Consider the following 16,195-nt stretch of genomic DNA (forward strand, 5'->3'; position numbering starts at 1 on the left):
ATCGGATCATGAAGAAGCGATCGACACCGCGGGACCTGCGCTGCTCCTTCTGCAACCGGAACGCCGACGAGGTGGAACGCCTCATCACGGGTCCGAACGTATACATCTGCAACGAGTGCATCCTGATGTGCAACGGGATCCTCGAGGAGGAGATGAGCCGCAGCACCCTGTCGACGGTCGAGCATCTGCCGCTGCCCACGGAGATCAAGGAGGCCCTCGACGAATACGTCATCGGCCAGGAACAGGCCAAGAAGGTGCTTTCCGTGGCCGTGTACAATCACTACAAGCGAATACAGCACGGCGCCGCCCAGACCGCCCAGACCGCCCAGGCCGGCCAGGACGACGTGGAGCTCGAGAAGAGCAACATCCTGCTGATCGGTCCCACCGGCACCGGCAAGACGCTTCTGGCCCAGACCCTGGCGAAGATGCTTCACGTGCCCTTTTGCATCGCGGACGCCACGGTGCTCACGGAAGCCGGATACGTGGGCGAAGACGTGGAGAGCGTCCTGGTCCGGCTGCTCCAGGCCGCCGATTACGACGTGCCGAAAGCCGAAAGCGGCATCGTCTACATCGACGAAGTCGACAAGGTGGCGCGCAAGTCGGCCAACCCCTCCATCACCCGCGACGTGTCGGGAGAAGGGGTGCAGCAGTCCCTGCTCAAAATGCTGGAGGGCACCATCGCCAACGTGCCCCCGAAGGGCGGCCGGAAACACCCCGAACAGAACTTCGTCCAGATCAACACCAGGAACATCCTCTTCATATGCGGCGGCGCCTTCGACGACCTCGACCAGATCATCGAGCGGCGGACCGCGGAAGGGACCATCGGATTCGGCGGCGTATCGAAGCATTCCGCGAGCCGCAATACGAGCGAACTCCTCGCCCGGGTCGAACCGGACGACCTGCTGCAGTACGGCCTCATCCCGGAGATCATCGGCCGGCTGCCGGTGATCGCCACATTGGGCGAACTCGACGCCGACGCCCTCATGGAAATCCTCCTCAAGCCAAAAAACGCCCTCGTGAAGCAATACCAGCGGCTGCTCGAAATGGAAGACGTCAAGCTGACCTTCACGGACGAGTCGCTTCAGGCGGTGGTGAACGAGGCGATGGACAAGAAGACGGGCGCGCGTTCGCTGCGGTCCATCCTCGAGGAAGTGATGCTGGACGTGATGTTCAACGCGCCGACGCAGGAAGACCTGAGCGAAGTGATCGTCACCGGGGAGACCGTCACGGATAAATCGCCGCCCGTTTACGTTCAGGGCAAGGAAAGCAAGCAAAGCGCCTGATCCCCCACCCCGTGGCATCAACGGTTTCCCATGATCACCCTGAAACGCAACGAACCCATCACATTCGACGACAAGCTGCCGCTCATCCCCCTCCGTGAAGTGGTCGTGTTCCCCTACATGGAATACCCCCTCATCATTGCGCGGGACGCTTCCATCAAGGCCCTAGAGCACGGGGTCAACAACGACAGGCTGCTCTTCCTGACCGCCCAGCGGAACCCGGATATCGAGCAGCCCGCGAAAGAGGACGTGCACCGGACCGGCATCGTGGCCCGCATCCTGCAGGTGGTGAAACTGCCCAACGGCCTGATCCGCGTGCTCGTCGAGGGGATCGTCCGCGCGCGGATCGTACGGTTCCTGTCCACGGACCCGTACATGCGGGTGAAGATCACCCTGGTGGAGGAGGCGGGGGACACCGAGGCGGAGGTGCAGGCGAGACTGCGGACCGTCGTGGACCAGTTCACGGAGTACATCAAGCTGAACCAGCAGGCGCCCGACGAGATCCTGCTGTCCCTGCAGAACATGGACGACGCCCAGCGCCTGGTGGATACGATGTCGGCCTTCATCCAGCAGAGCCCCCAGGTCAAGCAACGGCTCATCGAAGCGCCGTCGATCATCGAGCAGCTCGATGAGCTGGCGGCCCTCCTGGCCACGGAACTGGAGATCCTGGAGATCAAGAACCAGCTCGACGGGGAAGTCCGGGACCGCATAACCAAGTCGCAGCGGGAATTCTTTCTCCAGGAACAGATGCGCGTGATCAAACAGGAACTGGGCGAACTGGAGGACCTGCCGGAGAACCCGGACGGCCTGGCCCAGCAGATCGCGGACGCGAAGATGCCCAAGGAAGCCCACGAAAAGGCCATGAACGAGCTGGAGAAGCTCCAGCAGATGCACCCGACTTCACCCGAAGCGACGGTGATCCGGAACTACCTGGAATGGCTCGTCGAGGTCCCGTGGAGGAAACGCACACGGGACAGCCGGGACATCGCCCGGGTGGCGTCCGTGCTCGACGCCGATCACTACGGGCTGGAAAAACCCAAGGAACACATCCTCGAGTACCTGTCGGTCATCCAGTTGACGCGGCACCTTAAGGGACCGATCCTGTGCCTGGTCGGCCCGCCCGGCGTGGGCAAGACCTCCCTCGGCCGTTCGGTCGCGCGCGCCATGGGCCGCAAGTTCGTCCGTATGTCCCTCGGCGGCGTGCACGACGAGGCGGAGATCAGGGGGCATCGCCGGACCTACATCGGTTCCATGCCCGGACGCATCATTCAGGCGATGCGCCGAGCCAAGTCGGTCAATCCCGTCATCCTGCTCGACGAGGTGGACAAACTCGGCCGGGACGTGCGCGGCGACCCCGCGTCGGCCCTGCTCGAGGTGCTGGACCCCGAACAGAACAGTGCCTTCAACGACCACTACCTGGAAGTGGACTACGACCTGTCCCGGGTACTGTTCATCACGACGGCCAACACCACCGAGACCATCCCCCCGGCACTGAACGACCGCATGGAGATCCTCGAGCTGCCCGGTTATCTCGAAACGCAGAAACTGGCCATCGCGAAGGAGTTCCTCGTGCCGAAGCAGATCGAGGCCCACGGACTGAAGAAGGAACGCGTCACGTTCAGGAAGGACGCCCTGCTGGCCATCATCCGGGAATACACCCGCGAGGCCGGCGTCCGGGGACTTGAACGCCACATCGCCGCGGTCTGCCGCAAGCTGGCCCGCAAGGTGGTGGAAGGAAGGTCCGGCAAGCGGATGCAGGTTACGCGCAATCAGCTTTCAGGCTACCTCGGCGTTCCGCGCTACCTGGACTCCGAAGTGGTGAAACAGGACTCGGTGGGGATCGCCACGGGGCTTGCGTGGACGCAGTCGGGCGGCGACATCCTCACCATCGAGGTCAGTGTACTGAACCGCCGCGGCGCCGGGAGACTGACGCTGACGGGCCAGTTGGGGGAAGTGATGCAGGAGTCGGCCCACGCGGCGCTCACCTACGCCCGGTCCAGGGCGGCCTCGCTGGGACTCGAGCCGGATTTCTACAAGAACGTCGAGATCCACGTGCACATGCCCGAAGGCGCCATCCCCAAGGACGGACCGTCCGCGGGCATCACGATCGCGACGGCACTCTGTTCGGCCCTGACCGGCGTGCCGGTCCGGTGCGACATCGCCATGACGGGCGAGATCACGCTCCGGGGGAACGTCCTGCCCATCGGCGGACTGAACGAGAAACTGATCGCCGCGCTCCGGGCCGGCATCAAGGAAGTGGCGATTCCGCTCCGAAACCGGAAGGACCTGGTGGACGTGCCGCCCGAGGTGAAGGACGGGATCGAAATCATCCCCGTATCGACCATGGACGAAGTCCTGAAACGGACCATGGGCATGACGGTCGTAGAATCCCGCGTGCCCGCCCTGCTTCCCGCCCAGTCCGTCACTCAGCCGTCCATCAAGCCGGTCTAGCGTTCAGCGGCCCGCCTGGTCCGCCTGGTCCGCCTGGGTTGCCCGGTCGGCCTGGTCCGCCTGGGTTGCCCTCACTCCGGCTCGGCCTGGCCAGCCCGGCCGCCTGGTCAACGCGCCGCTGCCTCCAGATCGGACACCAGTTCGCTACCGCCTTCGATCTCCAGCGTTCTCCGCGTTCCCGCACCGATTTCGATGTGGACCGTTACCGCGTCGGACGGCATGATCCCCGGGAACTTGTCTCCCCATTCGACCAGGCAGACGCACGCGTCCAGGTATTCGTCGAAGCCGAGGTCCAGCACCGATTCCGGGTCGTCCAGGCGGTAGAGATCGAAATGTGCCACGGGGACCCGGCCAGGCTGACCAAGCTGACCGACGTATTCGTTCACGAGGGTGAAGGTGGGACTCGTGACCGGTTCCGCGACGCCGAGGCCCGCGCAGATCCCCTGGATGAAACAGGTCTTCCCCGCGCCCAGGTTACCGGACACCCGCACCGTGTCCCCCGGCGCCAGCCACGCCGCCAGCCGTCTCCCGACCCGCGCGGTCTGCCCGGGGCCGTCCGTGTCGAAACGGCGCCGCTCGGACCGGGCCTGCGCGTCCCCATGTATCGAAACGTTCAACCGATTTCCTTCAATCCCCCCATGTAGGGGATCAGCACCTCCGGGATGCGGATGCTGCCGCGCCCGGTCTGGTAGTGCTCCAGCACCGCGATGAGGGTCCGCGCCATGCCCATGCCCGATCCGTTCAGGGTATGCACGAACTGGCTCTTCCCGTCCTTGTTCCGGTACCGGATTCCGCTTCTCCGCGCCTGGAAGTCCTCGAAATTGCTGCAGGAAGAGACCTCCAGCCACCGGTCTACCCCGGGCGCCCAGGCTTCCAGGTCATAGCACTTGGCCGCCGCGAAACTCAGGTCGCCCGTGCTCAGCGAAACCACGCGGTACGGGATATTCAGCAACTGCAGCACTTCCTCCGCGTCGTTCACCAGCGTCTCCAGTTCATCGTAGGAGGTCTCGGGACGGACGAATTTGACCATCTCCACCTTGTCGAACTGGTGCACCCGGATCAGGCCGCGGGTCTCCCGCCCGTAGGAACCGGCCTCGCGGCGGAAGCAGGGGCTGTAGGCCGTGTAGTAGATGGGCAGGTCGTCCTCGGAGAGGATTTCGTCGCGGTGCATGTTGGTCACCGGGACTTCCGCCGTGGGAATGAGGAACAGGTCGTCCAGGTCGGTCCGGTACATGTCCTCTTCCATCTTCGGCAGCTGGCCCGTACCGAACATGCTCTGGCGGTTTACGATGTAGGGCGGAATGACTTCCGTGTACCCATGCTTCTGGATGTGGAGGTCGAGCATGAACTGGATCAGCGCGCGCTGCAGCCGCGCGCCCTCGCCCTTGAAGAGGACGAAGTGGCTGCCCGATATCTTGCCCGCCCTTTGAAAGTCGATGATGTCGAGCGCTTCTCCGAGGTCCCAGTGGGCCTTGCGTTCGAATTCCACCTCGGGCGTGGATCCCCAACGGCGCACCTCCACATTGGCGCTTTCGTCGGCGCCGACCGGCACCGAGGGATGGGGTATGTTGGGCAGGCGCTCGAGCACGGACTGCAGGCTGTCCTGGAGTTCGGCCAGATCGGTGTCGATACCCTTGATGCGCGCGGACACCTCCCGCATCTCCTCGATCCGGGCGGATGCGTCTTCACCGCCGCGTTTCATCGAGGCGATTTCGTCGGACACGGTGTTCCGCCGCTGCTTGAGCGACTCGCTCGCCTGCAGCAGTTCCCGACGCCGGGCATCCAGGTCGAGGAACCCGTCGACGTCGACCCGCTCGTTCTTGTTCGCCGCCGCCTGTTTAACCACGTCGGGGTTATTCCTGACGAATCGCTGGTCTAACATGATCCCTCCGCTACCGGGCGCCTGTCGGGTGGGCTGCTGCCCAAGCGCCTGTCGGGTGGGCCGCTGCCCGGGTATTCATTGTTGTCTTGCCGCGGTAAATCACGGTAAAATAGGAACAGGCCTCCGCGCCCGGCAAGCAGAAACGAAGCGGCGGCGCCGATTCGCTCCCGTCAGATCATCACGGTCGCGCCGCAGGACGCGCCGGACGAACCGCCGGACGCCCCGGCCGGCCCGTTCAGCGGTTCCTGTACTCCAGCATGCCCCAGTGGCAAAGGGCGAAGTCGTATTTTACCGGGTCTTCCGGGTCGAACCTGCTCAACGCCCGCGTGACCTCCTCGGCCATCTTCCAGTCCGCCTGCTTCCGGGACGTAAGGCCCAGCCGCCTTGAGATCCGCGCCACGTGGGTGTCGATCGGCATCACCAGGCGGGCGGGAAGTATACGCGGCCAGAGGCCCAGGTCCGGGGCTTCCTGCCGGACCATCCACCGGACGTAGAGGTTCATCCGCTTGCAGGCGCTTCCCGAAACCGGGGAGGGCAACAGGTAGCGGAACCCCGTTTTCGTCCCGTGCCGCTCCCCGGGGCGGATCTCCCGCGCGAATCCGAGCAGCGTATCGGTGAAATGGGCAAGCGCGGGACCCGTGTGGGCATCCGACTGGCGGTGGCCCGCGGCGAAGAGCGCGCCGAGGGAGCCGTACCGCCGCAGTGCCTTCCCCATGACGGCGGCCAGCATCGACAGGTCCCGTCCCCGCGTCCAACGGTATACGAATCCGTCGAATCGTCCGCCGTCCCGCCCGAGGTCGAATCCCATGACGAAGTCCCAGGGCGCGTCTCCCATCCTCCGCAACGCCTCGCCGGCCGCGGCCGTGATCGTTTCGGCCCGGCCGTAGGCCAGCGAAGCCGCGACCAGCCCGGCGATCTCCTGGTCTTCCGGACCTTCGAAGCGTCTCACCACTTCGAGCGGATCGGGCGAGATCATGGAAGGATCGAAGGAACGATACAGGTCATCCAGCCGGTTTCCGATCGCGGTCCAATCGATACGCGTCATGGGGAAATGTCCGTGTTGCGGGCCAGGTTTAAAAGCCAGGGTCCGGTCAGGAGATGGCGTATGCGGCTTGACTTGAACCGATTTGACTTGAATATATCCGTATGTTGCAATTCCCGTAACCCGATTCGTGCCGGTTCCGTACCAGTCCTGCACTGGGCCTGCACCGGTCCTGCAGAGGACGGCCGCGGTCCGGCGGCGAGGCGCCCCCATGAACCCCGAGCAGTTGATTCAGCAAATAGACCGAGGCCGGATCGAAGCGGTATACTTCTTCTCCGGCGACGAGGCGTACCGGAAGGAAGAGGCCGTGGATACGCTGGTCGCCCGTGTCGTCGAGCCGGGGACGGAGGCGTTCTGCGTGGACGTGCTTCGCGGCGACGAAAGCGACGCAGCGGCGATATTGACCTCTGCCTCCCTCGTGCCCATGATGGCCGACCGCAGGGTGGTCGTCGTCAGGGATTTCCACAAGTTGCCGCAAAAGGACCGGGAAGCCGTGGCCGACTACGCGGAGCGACCCGCGCCGAGTACGGTCCTGGTGCTCGAGGCGCCCAGGGTGAACCTGAAGACCAGGCTGTACGAACGGCTGGCGGCGGCGGCGGTCTCGGTGGTGTTCTACCCGCTGTTTCCGGAGAGGGTCCCTGCCTGGCTTCAGCAGCAGGCGAAGCGTTACGGAAAGCGGCTGACCCCGGAGGCCGCGCACCAGATGCAGGAAATCGTGGGGACGGACCTGGGGGAACTGGCCGGAGAGGTGGAGAAACTGGCCGTGTTCGTCGGCGGCAGGGATACGATTGCGGCCGGCGACGTGGAGAGTACGCTCGGACCCGTTCGCGCGGGAACGGTATTCGACATCGCCGAGGCCGTCGGCGAGAAGGACCTCGCCCGGGCGCTGGTGGCCTACGAGCGTGCGATTGACGGCGGCGACGCGCCCCAGGCCATCGTGGCGCTCTTCGTCCGCCACCTGGTGATCCTCTGGAAGATCAGGTTCCTGAAAAGGGACCGCCGGACGGATGACGACATCAAGAAGAAGCTGCAGCTGGGATGGGGGTTCAACCGGTTCTACAACCGCTATGCCGCGCAGTCCAGGCTGCTGGCGGGCCGGGATCTGCTCAGCGGGTTCGAGGCGCTCTACGAAGCCGATACGGCCCTGAAATCCAGCGCGTTGCCGCCCGAACTCGTCATGCGGCGGCTGTTGTATACGTTGTGCACCGGGCACGCGGCATAGCGGCAAAGACACGGAGGGCCGGCCAGGCGCCATGGGCGCCGCGATTGTGAAATCGACCGAAGGCATCGTAATCAGGGAACACCGGGGCGTGTTCGACGTGGAGACCCGGCACGGGATCTTCGCCTGCGCGTTGCGCAGCAGGATGAAGAAGGCGCTGATCTATCCGGAACGGGACAACCAGCATCACTCCGTGGAGCAGGTCGGTCGTATCGACGCGGTGAATCCCGTGGCCATCGGTGATCGCGTGCGCGTCGTGGAGGACCAGGGCGAGACCGGCGCCATAGAGGAAGTGCTTCCGCGCCGTTCCAAACTCTCCCGACTCGCCCCCGGCAAGCGGCGCGTCGAACAGATCATGATCGCCAACGCCGACCATCTCGTCGCCGTCTTCTCGGTGCGGGACCCGCGTCCGAACCTGCAGCTGCTGGACCGCCTGCTCGTGGCCGCGGAAGCCGGCAACCTCGCCCCGGTCGTCTGCCTGAACAAGATCGATCTGTCGAAGGACGGGGACCCGGACATCGCGGCGATCTACGAACGGTGCGGGTTCCGCGTCATCCCGGCCAGCGCCGTGACACGGGAAGGGGTCGACCTGCTGAAGGCCACGCTGCGGAACCGGGTATCCGCGATCGCGGGCCCGTCCGGCGCGGGGAAGACCTCCCTGCTCAACGCCATGCAACCCGGCCTCGGGCTGCGGGTCCGCGAGGTGAACCGGACGACGGGCCGCGGCCGGCACACCACCACCTATCTCGCCGCGCACCGGCTCGATGCGGGGGGCCTGGTGATCGACTCTCCGGGTATCCGGGAATTCAGCCTGTGGGACGTCTCGCCGCGTGAGCTTCCGGAGTTGTTCCCCGACATGCGCGGCCACCTGGCGGGCTGCAGGTTTCACGACTGCACGCACGTTCACGAACCGGATTGTACCCTGCGGGCCGCCCTGTCGGCGGGCGCCGTGTCCCGGGAGCGTTACGAAAGCTACGTCGCGTTGCGTAAAGAATTGGATGGCGGGCAGTAGGCCTGGCGGTGCAAGGCAGCCGCGGAGCAGTACCCGATCGCGCCGGGGAGTCGCGGGGCGTCGGCTCGCCCGGGGCAGGCGATCAGCCGGTCCGCTCCGACTATCAGAATCCGATGCCCCGGTCCGGGTCCGCGCAAATCCCGGAGAAGGTGATCAACTCGTCCAGGGGCAGTTCCATCTCCCGGCCCGAGACGAGACGCTTCGATCGGATGACGACGTTCAGGTGGTTGGGCAGGTGCGTCTCGTCGAACCCCGTTATCGTTCCGATCTCTTCCTCATGGACGGAGACCGCGTCCCCACACAGCAGCAGCCCCGCTTCCGAAACTTCCGCGAAGCCGATGTAGGCGGCCCGGTCCACGTTCGAACCCGGTCCGGCGCCTTCTTCATCGGTGCAGATGAGTTCCAGGACATCTCCCCGCCTCACCGCCCGGGAAAGCTGGGGGATCAGGCTCAGGCCCCGGTCCTTGGCGGTCAGGTCCAGCAAGGCGAAAAGGCGCGCAGACAGTTCCGTCTTGCTCGAATAGTGCGCCCGGTTGACCTTGCCTTCCACGTGAGGATCCCTGGACTCCGCCATATCAGGTCCCTTCCCGAATAATGTCACACGCAGCGTTTCACGCAGGTCACTTGCGACTGAATCCCGCGAGCAGGACGCCGATCGCATCCTGCGCCCGGCGCGCCGTCGACGCCGGGCCGACGAAGTTGTTTATCATGATCGAGAAGACCAGGGGCTCGCCGTCCAGGGTATGGACGTAGCCGCTCAGGCAGCTCACGCCGGTCAGGGTGCCGGTCTTCGCCCTGAGATTGCCCATGGCCGCCGTGTCTTTCATCCGGTTTGCCAGGGTCCCGTCCTCCCCGGCGACGGGCAGCGCTTCCCGGAAGTCGGCGCCGATCAAGGGATCGTGGTACGCCGCCGTAAGCAGCGCCGCGACCTGGTCGGGCGATACGTAGTTGTACCACGAGAGTCCGGAACCGTCCGCGAACCGGTAGGTGTCGGGGTCCAGGCCGATGTAGTCCGCCAGGACCTGCCGCAGGGCGGCCAGCCCGTCGGCGGACGAGCCCGGTTCGCCCGTCGTGTGGCGTCCCATGGTCTTGATGAGCAGTTCCGCCGTCAGGTTGTGGCTGTACTTGAGCAGGCGGGCCAGGGCCCCGGTCACCGGCGGTGAACGGTAGGTCGCCACCGTCCGGGCGCGGGTCGGCGTGACGCCCCTTCGGACCGGTCCCGTCACGCGGACGCCGCGGGCCTGCAGCTTGTCCCGGAACAGTTTCCCCGCGTACAGACCGGGCGCTTCGATGGAGCGGAAGTATTCCCGCTCGTCCGCATCCATGGCGACCCGGCCGGTTATGGTGATCCGGTTGGACCGCGACGGCCAGTCCCGCTCGATCCTGAGCGGTTCGGCGGTAGAGGTATCCCCCGCCGCCGCCGTCAGGGCCTCCACGATAAAGGTAACGGACGTCGTCGGCGGATCGACCCGGACCGTTACGGGCGCGCCGACGGCGGCCCCGGGCGAAATGCCGATCTTCACGCTGTTTCCGTTTACCGATAGCGCATTCAGGGAGGCGGAGTAACTGTACTGCACGTCGTCCCACATCCACCCTTCACCGTAGGGCACCTCGTCCAGGTAGGCGTCGTCGACGACGATGTCGCCCGCGATGACCCGCACGCCGTAGGATTCGGCGACCAGGCCGGCGAGGCTGTCCAGGTGCGCCGATTCAAGCATGGGGTCCCCGCGCCCGAGCAGGTACAGCGACGTGTGCAGCGTGTCGCTTCCGGCAAAGGCGTCCCCGTCCGAGAAGACGCTCGTCAGGTAGCGGTAGTCGGGGCCCATGGTCCGCAGGACGCCCATGGCGGTGAACAGCTTGGTATTGGACGCGGGATGGAACAGTCCATTGGAGTGCCTTGCGAAGAGTACCCGGCCCGTGACCGGCGACACGACCTTCACGCCAACGGTCATGGGCGCCAGGTCGGGGTGGTCCAGGACCCGGCTTATGTCCTCCGCCAGGCGGCGTTCCGGCCCGGAAGGCCCCCCGCGGAACTGCAGAGGGCCGCCGCAGGCGAGCACGAGCAGGGCCAGGACCGGCAGCAGGATAACGGTCGCGGGAGCGGTCAGCGCTTTCATGGCGTCCGCGGTGGGAAAGACGGCCGCGCCGAGCGTCGGTTTCGCTCTCATGTCAGCATCCGGTCGATCGCCCGGACCACGTCATCGTAACGGGCAGGCAGTTCCAGGGGGGACTGACCGTGTCTCACGTCGACTTCGTCCAGCCGGTCTTCGTGGTAACCGACCTTGAAATCGGTGAACTTCAGTCCGTTCGCGGTGGAGATGATGATGACGCGGTCCGTGGACCGGATCTCGCCCCGTTCGACCATCTTGAAGAGCGCGGCCAGCGCGACGCCCGTGTGCGGACAGTTGTAGAGTCCGGTCAGGTCGCCGCGGGCGGAGGCGTTCGCGATCTCGTCCTCGGTGGCCTGTTCGACCTTGCCGTCGAACTCCTTCAGCACGCGGACGGCGCGCTTGTAGCTGACGGGGTTGCCGATCTGGATGGCGCTGGCCACGGTCGACTCGGCATGGATGGGTTCGTATTCATCGAATCCCTTCAGGTAGCTCTGGTAGAGCGGATTGGCCCGCGCGGCCTGCGCGCAGACGATGCGCGGCCGCTTGTCGATCATCCCGAGTTCCTCCATCATCAGGAACCCCTTGCCCAGCGCGGAGACGTTGCCCAGGTTGCCGCCGGGTATGATGATCAGGTCGGGCACCTCCCAGTCGAACTGCTGGCAGATCTCGATCCCGATCGTCTTCTGGCCTTCCAGGCGAAGGGAGTTCATGGAATTCGCGAGGTAGATGCCTTCGCTTTCGGCCACCTGCTGGACGATCTCCATGCATCCGTCGAAATCCGTATCCAGCGACAGGGTCAGCGCGCCGTGGGAGATGGGCTGAATGAGCTGGGTCACGGAGACCTTGTCCCGGGGCAGGAACACGATGGCCGGGATGCCCGCCGAGGCGCAATAGGCCGCCAGCGAAGCCGAGGTATCTCCCGTCGACGCGCACGCGATACCCCGGATGCCCTGGCCTTCCTCGATCATCTGGTTGACCATGGAGACCAGCACGGTCATGCCCAGGTCCTTGAACGAACCGGTGTGGTTGTTGCCGCACTGCTTCACCCAGAGGTCGCCCAGGCCGAGTTCCTCGCCGAGCCGCTCGGCCCAGAACAGGTTGCTGCCGCCCTCGTAAATGGATACGACGTGCTGGTCGTCCACCGCGGGACAGACCCATTCCTTCTTGCCCCAGACCGAACTCCCGTACGGATACTCCGTCCGCCGGTACCGCTCGTCGAACAGTCTCATCCAGCCCGCGGCGCCCCGGGCCCTCAGGCTTTCCATGTCGTGGGCGACGTCGAGCAGGCCCCCGCAGACCCGACACCGGTAGATGATTTCGTTCAACGGATAAGTTTCGCTGCAGCCTTCAATGCAGTGAAACCAGGACCTGTATTCCATGGGGGACCTGCTTTTTGTTCCCGCCATCGCCTGTTTTTTGAACAAAATGAAATAATAATGTTGACTATGAACGGGACCGGATATATACTTACTACTCGTTGCAAGCGAATAACCAAACATAGCCGAACCATTACCAGCGCAACACCTTATGCGCGTCCGTACATAATGTCAAGAAAGATATGACGGCGGTCGCGGGGTTGCGATGAGTACGATAGCGTAATGGATTCGGGCCGTGTCGTGCAATTCGTTTCAGCCCATATCGAAGGACGAAATTTATTTCGTGTTACGTGTCATCCGGAACGGCCCCATACAGGTGGCAAAATACGGCCCATGGACTTGTTTCGCTTAGAGTCCCAAGGGGTTTCGGGCATGGATCTGTGCGCGCCGGCGGGCGGCCCGAAATCTGGCACGTTGTTTGCATTTGATAGGAACTCGGATCACTGACATTCAAAATCGATGTTTCGTCGCGTGTTCATGCCCTTGCACGCGGCCGTTATGTATGTCGTTTCAGTTATTTTAAGGTATTCAGATTACTTATTTATATACGATTGCCCCAATACCATCGCTGGAGGGAGGTGAGTGTCGAAAGAAGTACAGGTTGGAATCTGAAGTCGAGTCTGCAACATTACGATACCGTCAGCAGGCCGGGGCAAGCTGACAATAATCAGAAGGGCTCTGTTAAACGAGGAGTGAATTAGATGTCTATAACAATTTCACGAGCTTTGCGCTTCGCATTCGCTTTCGCGTTAGTGCTCAGCATCTCGACGGAAGCACAGGCGCAGATTTCGCTGGGTAAGATTTCCGGTGTCGTGGTCGACAGTGCGACGCGGGAACCGCTGCCTGCGGCCAGTGTCCGCGTCGAGGGCACGGTTCTGGGTGCTATGGCGAATGACATGGGCGAATACTTCATTCTGAACGTACCGCCCGGTTCCTACACCCTGGTGGTGAACGTCATCGGTTATGTCCCGGTGCGTGCCATAGGAACGCAGGTGGATGCCGATATCACCACGACGCTCAACTTCGAACTGGAGTCCACGATTCTCGAATCCGCCGAGGCGGTCGAGGTCGTGGCGACCCGGGACCTGGTTGAGAAGAGTCTGACCTCCACCCGGACCATCGTGCAGGCCGAAGAAATCCAGGCGCTGCCGGTGGTGAATATCGCCGAAGTGGTACTGACCACCGCGGGCAGCTTCGCCGGCAACCTTCGCGGCGGCCGTCCCCAGGATCAGCAGACCACCATCGACGGTGCCACGGTGACGGGTCAGCAGAACAACACGGGCCAGGCGTTTACGATCAACCCCTACATGATCCAGGAGCTTCAGGTCAAGACGGGTACGTTCAACGCCGAGTACGTGAACGCATTGGCCGGTATCACCACGGTGGTGACCCGCGATGGCGGTTCCAATTACACCGGTAACTTCGAGTACCGTACGCTCGGCCAGAAAGGCCTCAACTGGACCAAGCCACCCGATCTCGATATCGTCGACGCCTACCGGGCCGGTTCCTGGTCTGAGCAGGATCTGCGCGATATCATCCAGGGCGCGATCGACAAGACGAACGCCTTCAACAGCGATCCCGCCCGCGCGGACGACGGTCTCAGGATGCAGGACCCCTTCGACGTGCTGGACATGACCGGCGCGCCGGACAGCTGGTCCGCCATCTATAAGCGCGACACCTATTACTGGGATTACGACCGGGTCATTCCCGAACCCGAAGCCATCCTCTGGTCCTACCTGACGGACGGCCTGCCGGAAGCCCAGGCGAATAGCGGTGTCGCGGTGAATCGCGATGCTCCGGTGGATCGTTCGTTCCACCCGGACAAGTACAACCAGTTCGCCCGGAACAACCGGACGGAGAAGCGCCCGGTCCAGATCGACTTCGGCATGGGCGGTCCGCTGGGCAGCAAACTGAACTGGTTCGCTTCAGGCCGTTTCAACGAGAGTTGGGGCCGCAATCCCAATGACTACTCCCGCCTGATGAACACCTTCGTGAAGATGACCTACCGGCCGCGGACCAGCATGAAGCTGTCCATGTCCGGACTCATCGAAGACCAGGGTTTCTTCAGCAAGAAGGGTCAGCGGAGCACGTCATACGGCTGGAAGTACAACGCCGATGGCCTCAACCAGAACTACAACGGCCGTTTCCACTTGAACGTGGCGTATACCCATACGCTCAGCCCGCGGACCTTCTACGAGATCCGTTTCAGCCACCTGCGCGAGTACAACGAACGCTATAATCCCAAGTACGGCAAGGAACCCCTGCCGGCGCTTACTTCCGCGTTCATCAACTCCGTGGGTTACTCGGCACTCGAGGAAGGCGCCGGTACGCAGGTGCCCTACATCCTGTACGGCGACCAAGCTTACTCTTCGATCGATTTCGGCAACTACTCTAGCGTGCGGCCTTTCAAGACGGACATCAACTTCGCCATTACCAGCCAGGTGAACTCGAACCACCAGTTCAAGGGCGGTTTCGGCGTGACGATGAACGACTATGAAGAGAGCACGAGAGGCCCCGCCCGGGGTAACGCCGTGTCGCTCTTCAACGACCTGAATCTGGACCCGACCGCCAGCACGCTGCCCCTCGCCGGCAGGCAGGCGCACGTGTATCCGGTCGAGTACTTCGCGTACATGCAGGACCGGATCGAGTACGGAAGTCTCGTGGTGAACGCAGGGCTGCGGCTGGACATCTTCAACGCCAACGCCAACGCGATCAACCCGTACCGTCCGCGTTCAGGTCCGGGTCCGGAGCACGACGATCCGGAATACCGTACGTTGGATCCGTCGATGAAGACGGGTCTGGCGCCGCGCCTGGGTATCTCCCATCCGATCACGGACCGCGCTGCGCTGCACTATTCGTACGGCATCTTCAACCAGCGCCCGCCGTTGCAGCATCTGTACATGGGTCTGGTTCAGACTTCACCGTTCGAGCGTAACCACGGTAATCCGGACCTTCCGTTCCAGAAGTCCACGAACTACGAGATGGGTCTGCAGGCCGAGATCTATCCCGGTTACTACGTGGACGTTACCGGTTATTTCCGTGATGCGAACAACCAGCCGCTTACCTGGCTCTTCGCACCGGACGTAGCCTTCATCGGTGGATCGCAACGCGAAGTTTCCATCCTGCTTCCGACGTTTGCCCAGGATGCACGGGGACTCGAGTTGTCGGTACGGCGCCAGATGGCCAACCGGTTCTCGGTACGGGCCAACTACACCCTGGCCTTTACGTCGGATCTGACCACGCCGCAAACCGTCCGCGAACGCGGCGGTGAGACGGTGCTGGTATTCTCCGACTTCGTGGACGGGACGCCGACTCCGGATACCTACATCCGCGAGTTCACCGCTAACGATCGACGTCATCGTATTGTCGCGAACCTCCTGCTCGAGCTGCCCTACGGCATCAGCGCTTCTTTCCTGACCAAGGCTCAGAGCGGCAACCAGTACCGCACATCCAGCGACCAGGCGATTGATCCGCTCGGTCTGCTTGCTGCTGCGCATCGCTCGCCCTGGACCTGGACGACCGACCTGTACGCCCAGAAGAATTTCGATCTCGGCAATGTGCGGCTCGGCGTGTTCACCCAGGTCAACAATCTCTTCGACCGGGCGAACATCTATACCGTCGCCAGCGCCTCTAACAACGCGGCCGGCGACCGCTGGCAACGCCGCGGCGATCCCGTGGGTCTCGTAGGCGGTCCGGTGGGTGGCATTGGTACGCAGGCCAACGGACCACGCGACATCTGGGTGGGTCTCAACTTAGCATGGTAGTAAACCCAACGCGGGAAGGCGCGCATTTACCGCGCGTCTTCTCGCAACGTTGGCGGCG

12 protein-coding genes are annotated in these 16,195 nt (G+C 63.6%); 5 read left to right on the forward strand and 7 right to left on the reverse strand.

What is annotated here, in order from left to right:
* Positions 1-8: 8 nt before the first annotated feature.
* Positions 9-1,283, forward strand: a complete 1,275-nt coding sequence (gene clpX / locus F4X08_13840) for an ATP-dependent Clp protease ATP-binding subunit ClpX (GenBank protein ID MYD26878.1) — start codon at positions 9-11, stop codon at positions 1,281-1,283.
* A 30-nt stretch (positions 1,284-1,313) separates the two neighbouring features.
* Positions 1,314-3,731, forward strand: a complete 2,418-nt coding sequence (lon, locus tag F4X08_13845; GenBank protein MYD26879.1) for an endopeptidase La — start codon at positions 1,314-1,316, stop codon at positions 3,729-3,731.
* On the opposite strand, the gene F4X08_13850 is transcribed toward lon, so the two are convergent.
* The 4 genes from F4X08_13850 to F4X08_13865 all read right to left on the reverse strand — a co-directional run bounded on the left by F4X08_13850 (position 3,718) and on the right by F4X08_13865 (position 6,868).
* Positions 3,718-3,915, reverse strand: coding sequence for a hypothetical protein (locus tag F4X08_13850; protein ID MYD26880.1), 198 nt, complete (start codon positions 3,913-3,915; stop codon positions 3,718-3,720). The two genes, lon and F4X08_13850, sit on opposite strands and share 14 nt — an antisense overlap.
* Positions 3,839-4,336 carry a tRNA (adenosine(37)-N6)-threonylcarbamoyltransferase complex ATPase subunit type 1 TsaE gene (gene tsaE, locus F4X08_13855; GenBank protein ID MYD26881.1) on the reverse strand — a complete coding sequence of 166 codons (498 nt, stop codon included), beginning with the start codon at positions 4,334-4,336 and terminating at the stop codon, positions 3,839-3,841. Before tsaE ends, F4X08_13850 begins: the two co-directional genes overlap by 77 nt.
* An 8-nt stretch (positions 4,337-4,344) precedes the next feature.
* A complete protein-coding gene (gene serS / locus F4X08_13860; GenBank protein ID MYD26882.1) occupies positions 4,345-5,613 on the reverse strand; it encodes a serine--tRNA ligase in 1,269 nt (422 codons plus the stop codon).
* A gap of 235 nt (positions 5,614-5,848) precedes the next feature.
* Positions 5,849-6,868: a TIGR02757 family protein gene (locus F4X08_13865; GenBank protein ID MYD26883.1), complete on the reverse strand. Its 1,020-nt coding sequence runs from the start codon at positions 6,866-6,868 to the stop codon at positions 5,849-5,851.
* Here F4X08_13865 and holA point away from each other — a divergent pair.
* Both holA and rsgA read left to right on the forward strand, forming a co-directional pair.
* Positions 6,867-7,877: a DNA polymerase III subunit delta gene (gene holA, locus F4X08_13870; protein ID MYD26884.1), complete on the forward strand. Its 1,011-nt coding sequence runs from the start codon at positions 6,867-6,869 to the stop codon at positions 7,875-7,877. The genes F4X08_13865 and holA overlap by 2 nt on opposite strands.
* A 31-nt stretch (positions 7,878-7,908) precedes the next feature.
* The gene (rsgA, locus tag F4X08_13875) at positions 7,909-8,886 is read left to right on the forward strand and encodes a ribosome small subunit-dependent GTPase A (GenBank protein MYD26885.1); all 978 of its coding nucleotides are present in this window, start codon (positions 7,909-7,911) and stop codon (positions 8,884-8,886) included.
* A 103-nt stretch (positions 8,887-8,989) separates the two neighbouring features.
* Here the strand turns inward: rsgA and F4X08_13880 are convergent, their stop codons facing one another.
* From F4X08_13880 to thrC, 3 genes are read right to left on the reverse strand one after another with little or no spacing between them, the layout of a single operon-like run.
* Positions 8,990-9,460, reverse strand: a complete 471-nt coding sequence (locus tag F4X08_13880; GenBank protein ID MYD26886.1) for a hypothetical protein — start codon at positions 9,458-9,460, stop codon at positions 8,990-8,992.
* Between the two features lie 46 nt (positions 9,461-9,506).
* Complete coding sequence (gene dacB / locus F4X08_13885; protein MYD26887.1) at positions 9,507-11,054, reverse strand: D-alanyl-D-alanine carboxypeptidase/D-alanyl-D-alanine-endopeptidase; 1,548 nt, start codon at positions 11,052-11,054, stop codon at positions 9,507-9,509.
* On the reverse strand, positions 11,051-12,376 hold the full coding sequence (gene thrC / locus F4X08_13890; protein ID MYD26888.1) for a threonine synthase: 1,326 nt from the start codon (positions 12,374-12,376) through the stop codon (positions 11,051-11,053). The genes dacB and thrC overlap by 4 nt, the downstream gene beginning before the upstream one ends.
* A 698-nt stretch (positions 12,377-13,074) precedes the next feature.
* Here thrC and F4X08_13895 point away from each other — a divergent pair.
* On the forward strand, positions 13,075-16,137 hold the full coding sequence (locus F4X08_13895) for a TonB-dependent receptor (protein MYD26889.1): 3,063 nt from the start codon (positions 13,075-13,077) through the stop codon (positions 16,135-16,137).
* The last annotated feature ends 58 nt before the right edge of the window (positions 16,138-16,195 follow it).

Source organism: Gemmatimonadota bacterium, from assembly GCA_009841265.1.
Lineage (GTDB): Bacteria > JAAXHH01 > JAAXHH01 > JAAXHH01 > JAAXHH01 > JAAXHH01.

Coding starts and splice junctions, on each gene's coding strand:
- clpX (MYD26878.1), top strand. CDS start 9: ATGAAGAAGCGATCGACACCGCGGGACCTGCGCTGCTCCTTCTGCAAC.
- lon (MYD26879.1), top strand. CDS start 1,314: ATGATCACCCTGAAACGCAACGAACCCATCACATTCGACGACAAGCTG.
- serS (MYD26882.1), bottom strand. CDS start 5,613: ATGTTAGACCAGCGATTCGTCAGGAATAACCCCGACGTGGTTAAACAG.
- holA (MYD26884.1), top strand. CDS start 6,867: ATGAACCCCGAGCAGTTGATTCAGCAAATAGACCGAGGCCGGATCGAA.
- F4X08_13865 (MYD26883.1), bottom strand. CDS start 6,868: ATGGGGGCGCCTCGCCGCCGGACCGCGGCCGTCCTCTGCAGGACCGGT.
- rsgA (MYD26885.1), top strand. CDS start 7,909: ATGGGCGCCGCGATTGTGAAATCGACCGAAGGCATCGTAATCAGGGAA.
- F4X08_13880 (MYD26886.1), bottom strand. CDS start 9,460: ATGGCGGAGTCCAGGGATCCTCACGTGGAAGGCAAGGTCAACCGGGCG.
- dacB (MYD26887.1), bottom strand. CDS start 11,054: ATGAGAGCGAAACCGACGCTCGGCGCGGCCGTCTTTCCCACCGCGGAC.
- thrC (MYD26888.1), bottom strand. CDS start 12,376: ATGGAATACAGGTCCTGGTTTCACTGCATTGAAGGCTGCAGCGAAACT.
- F4X08_13895 (MYD26889.1), top strand. CDS start 13,075: ATGTCTATAACAATTTCACGAGCTTTGCGCTTCGCATTCGCTTTCGCG.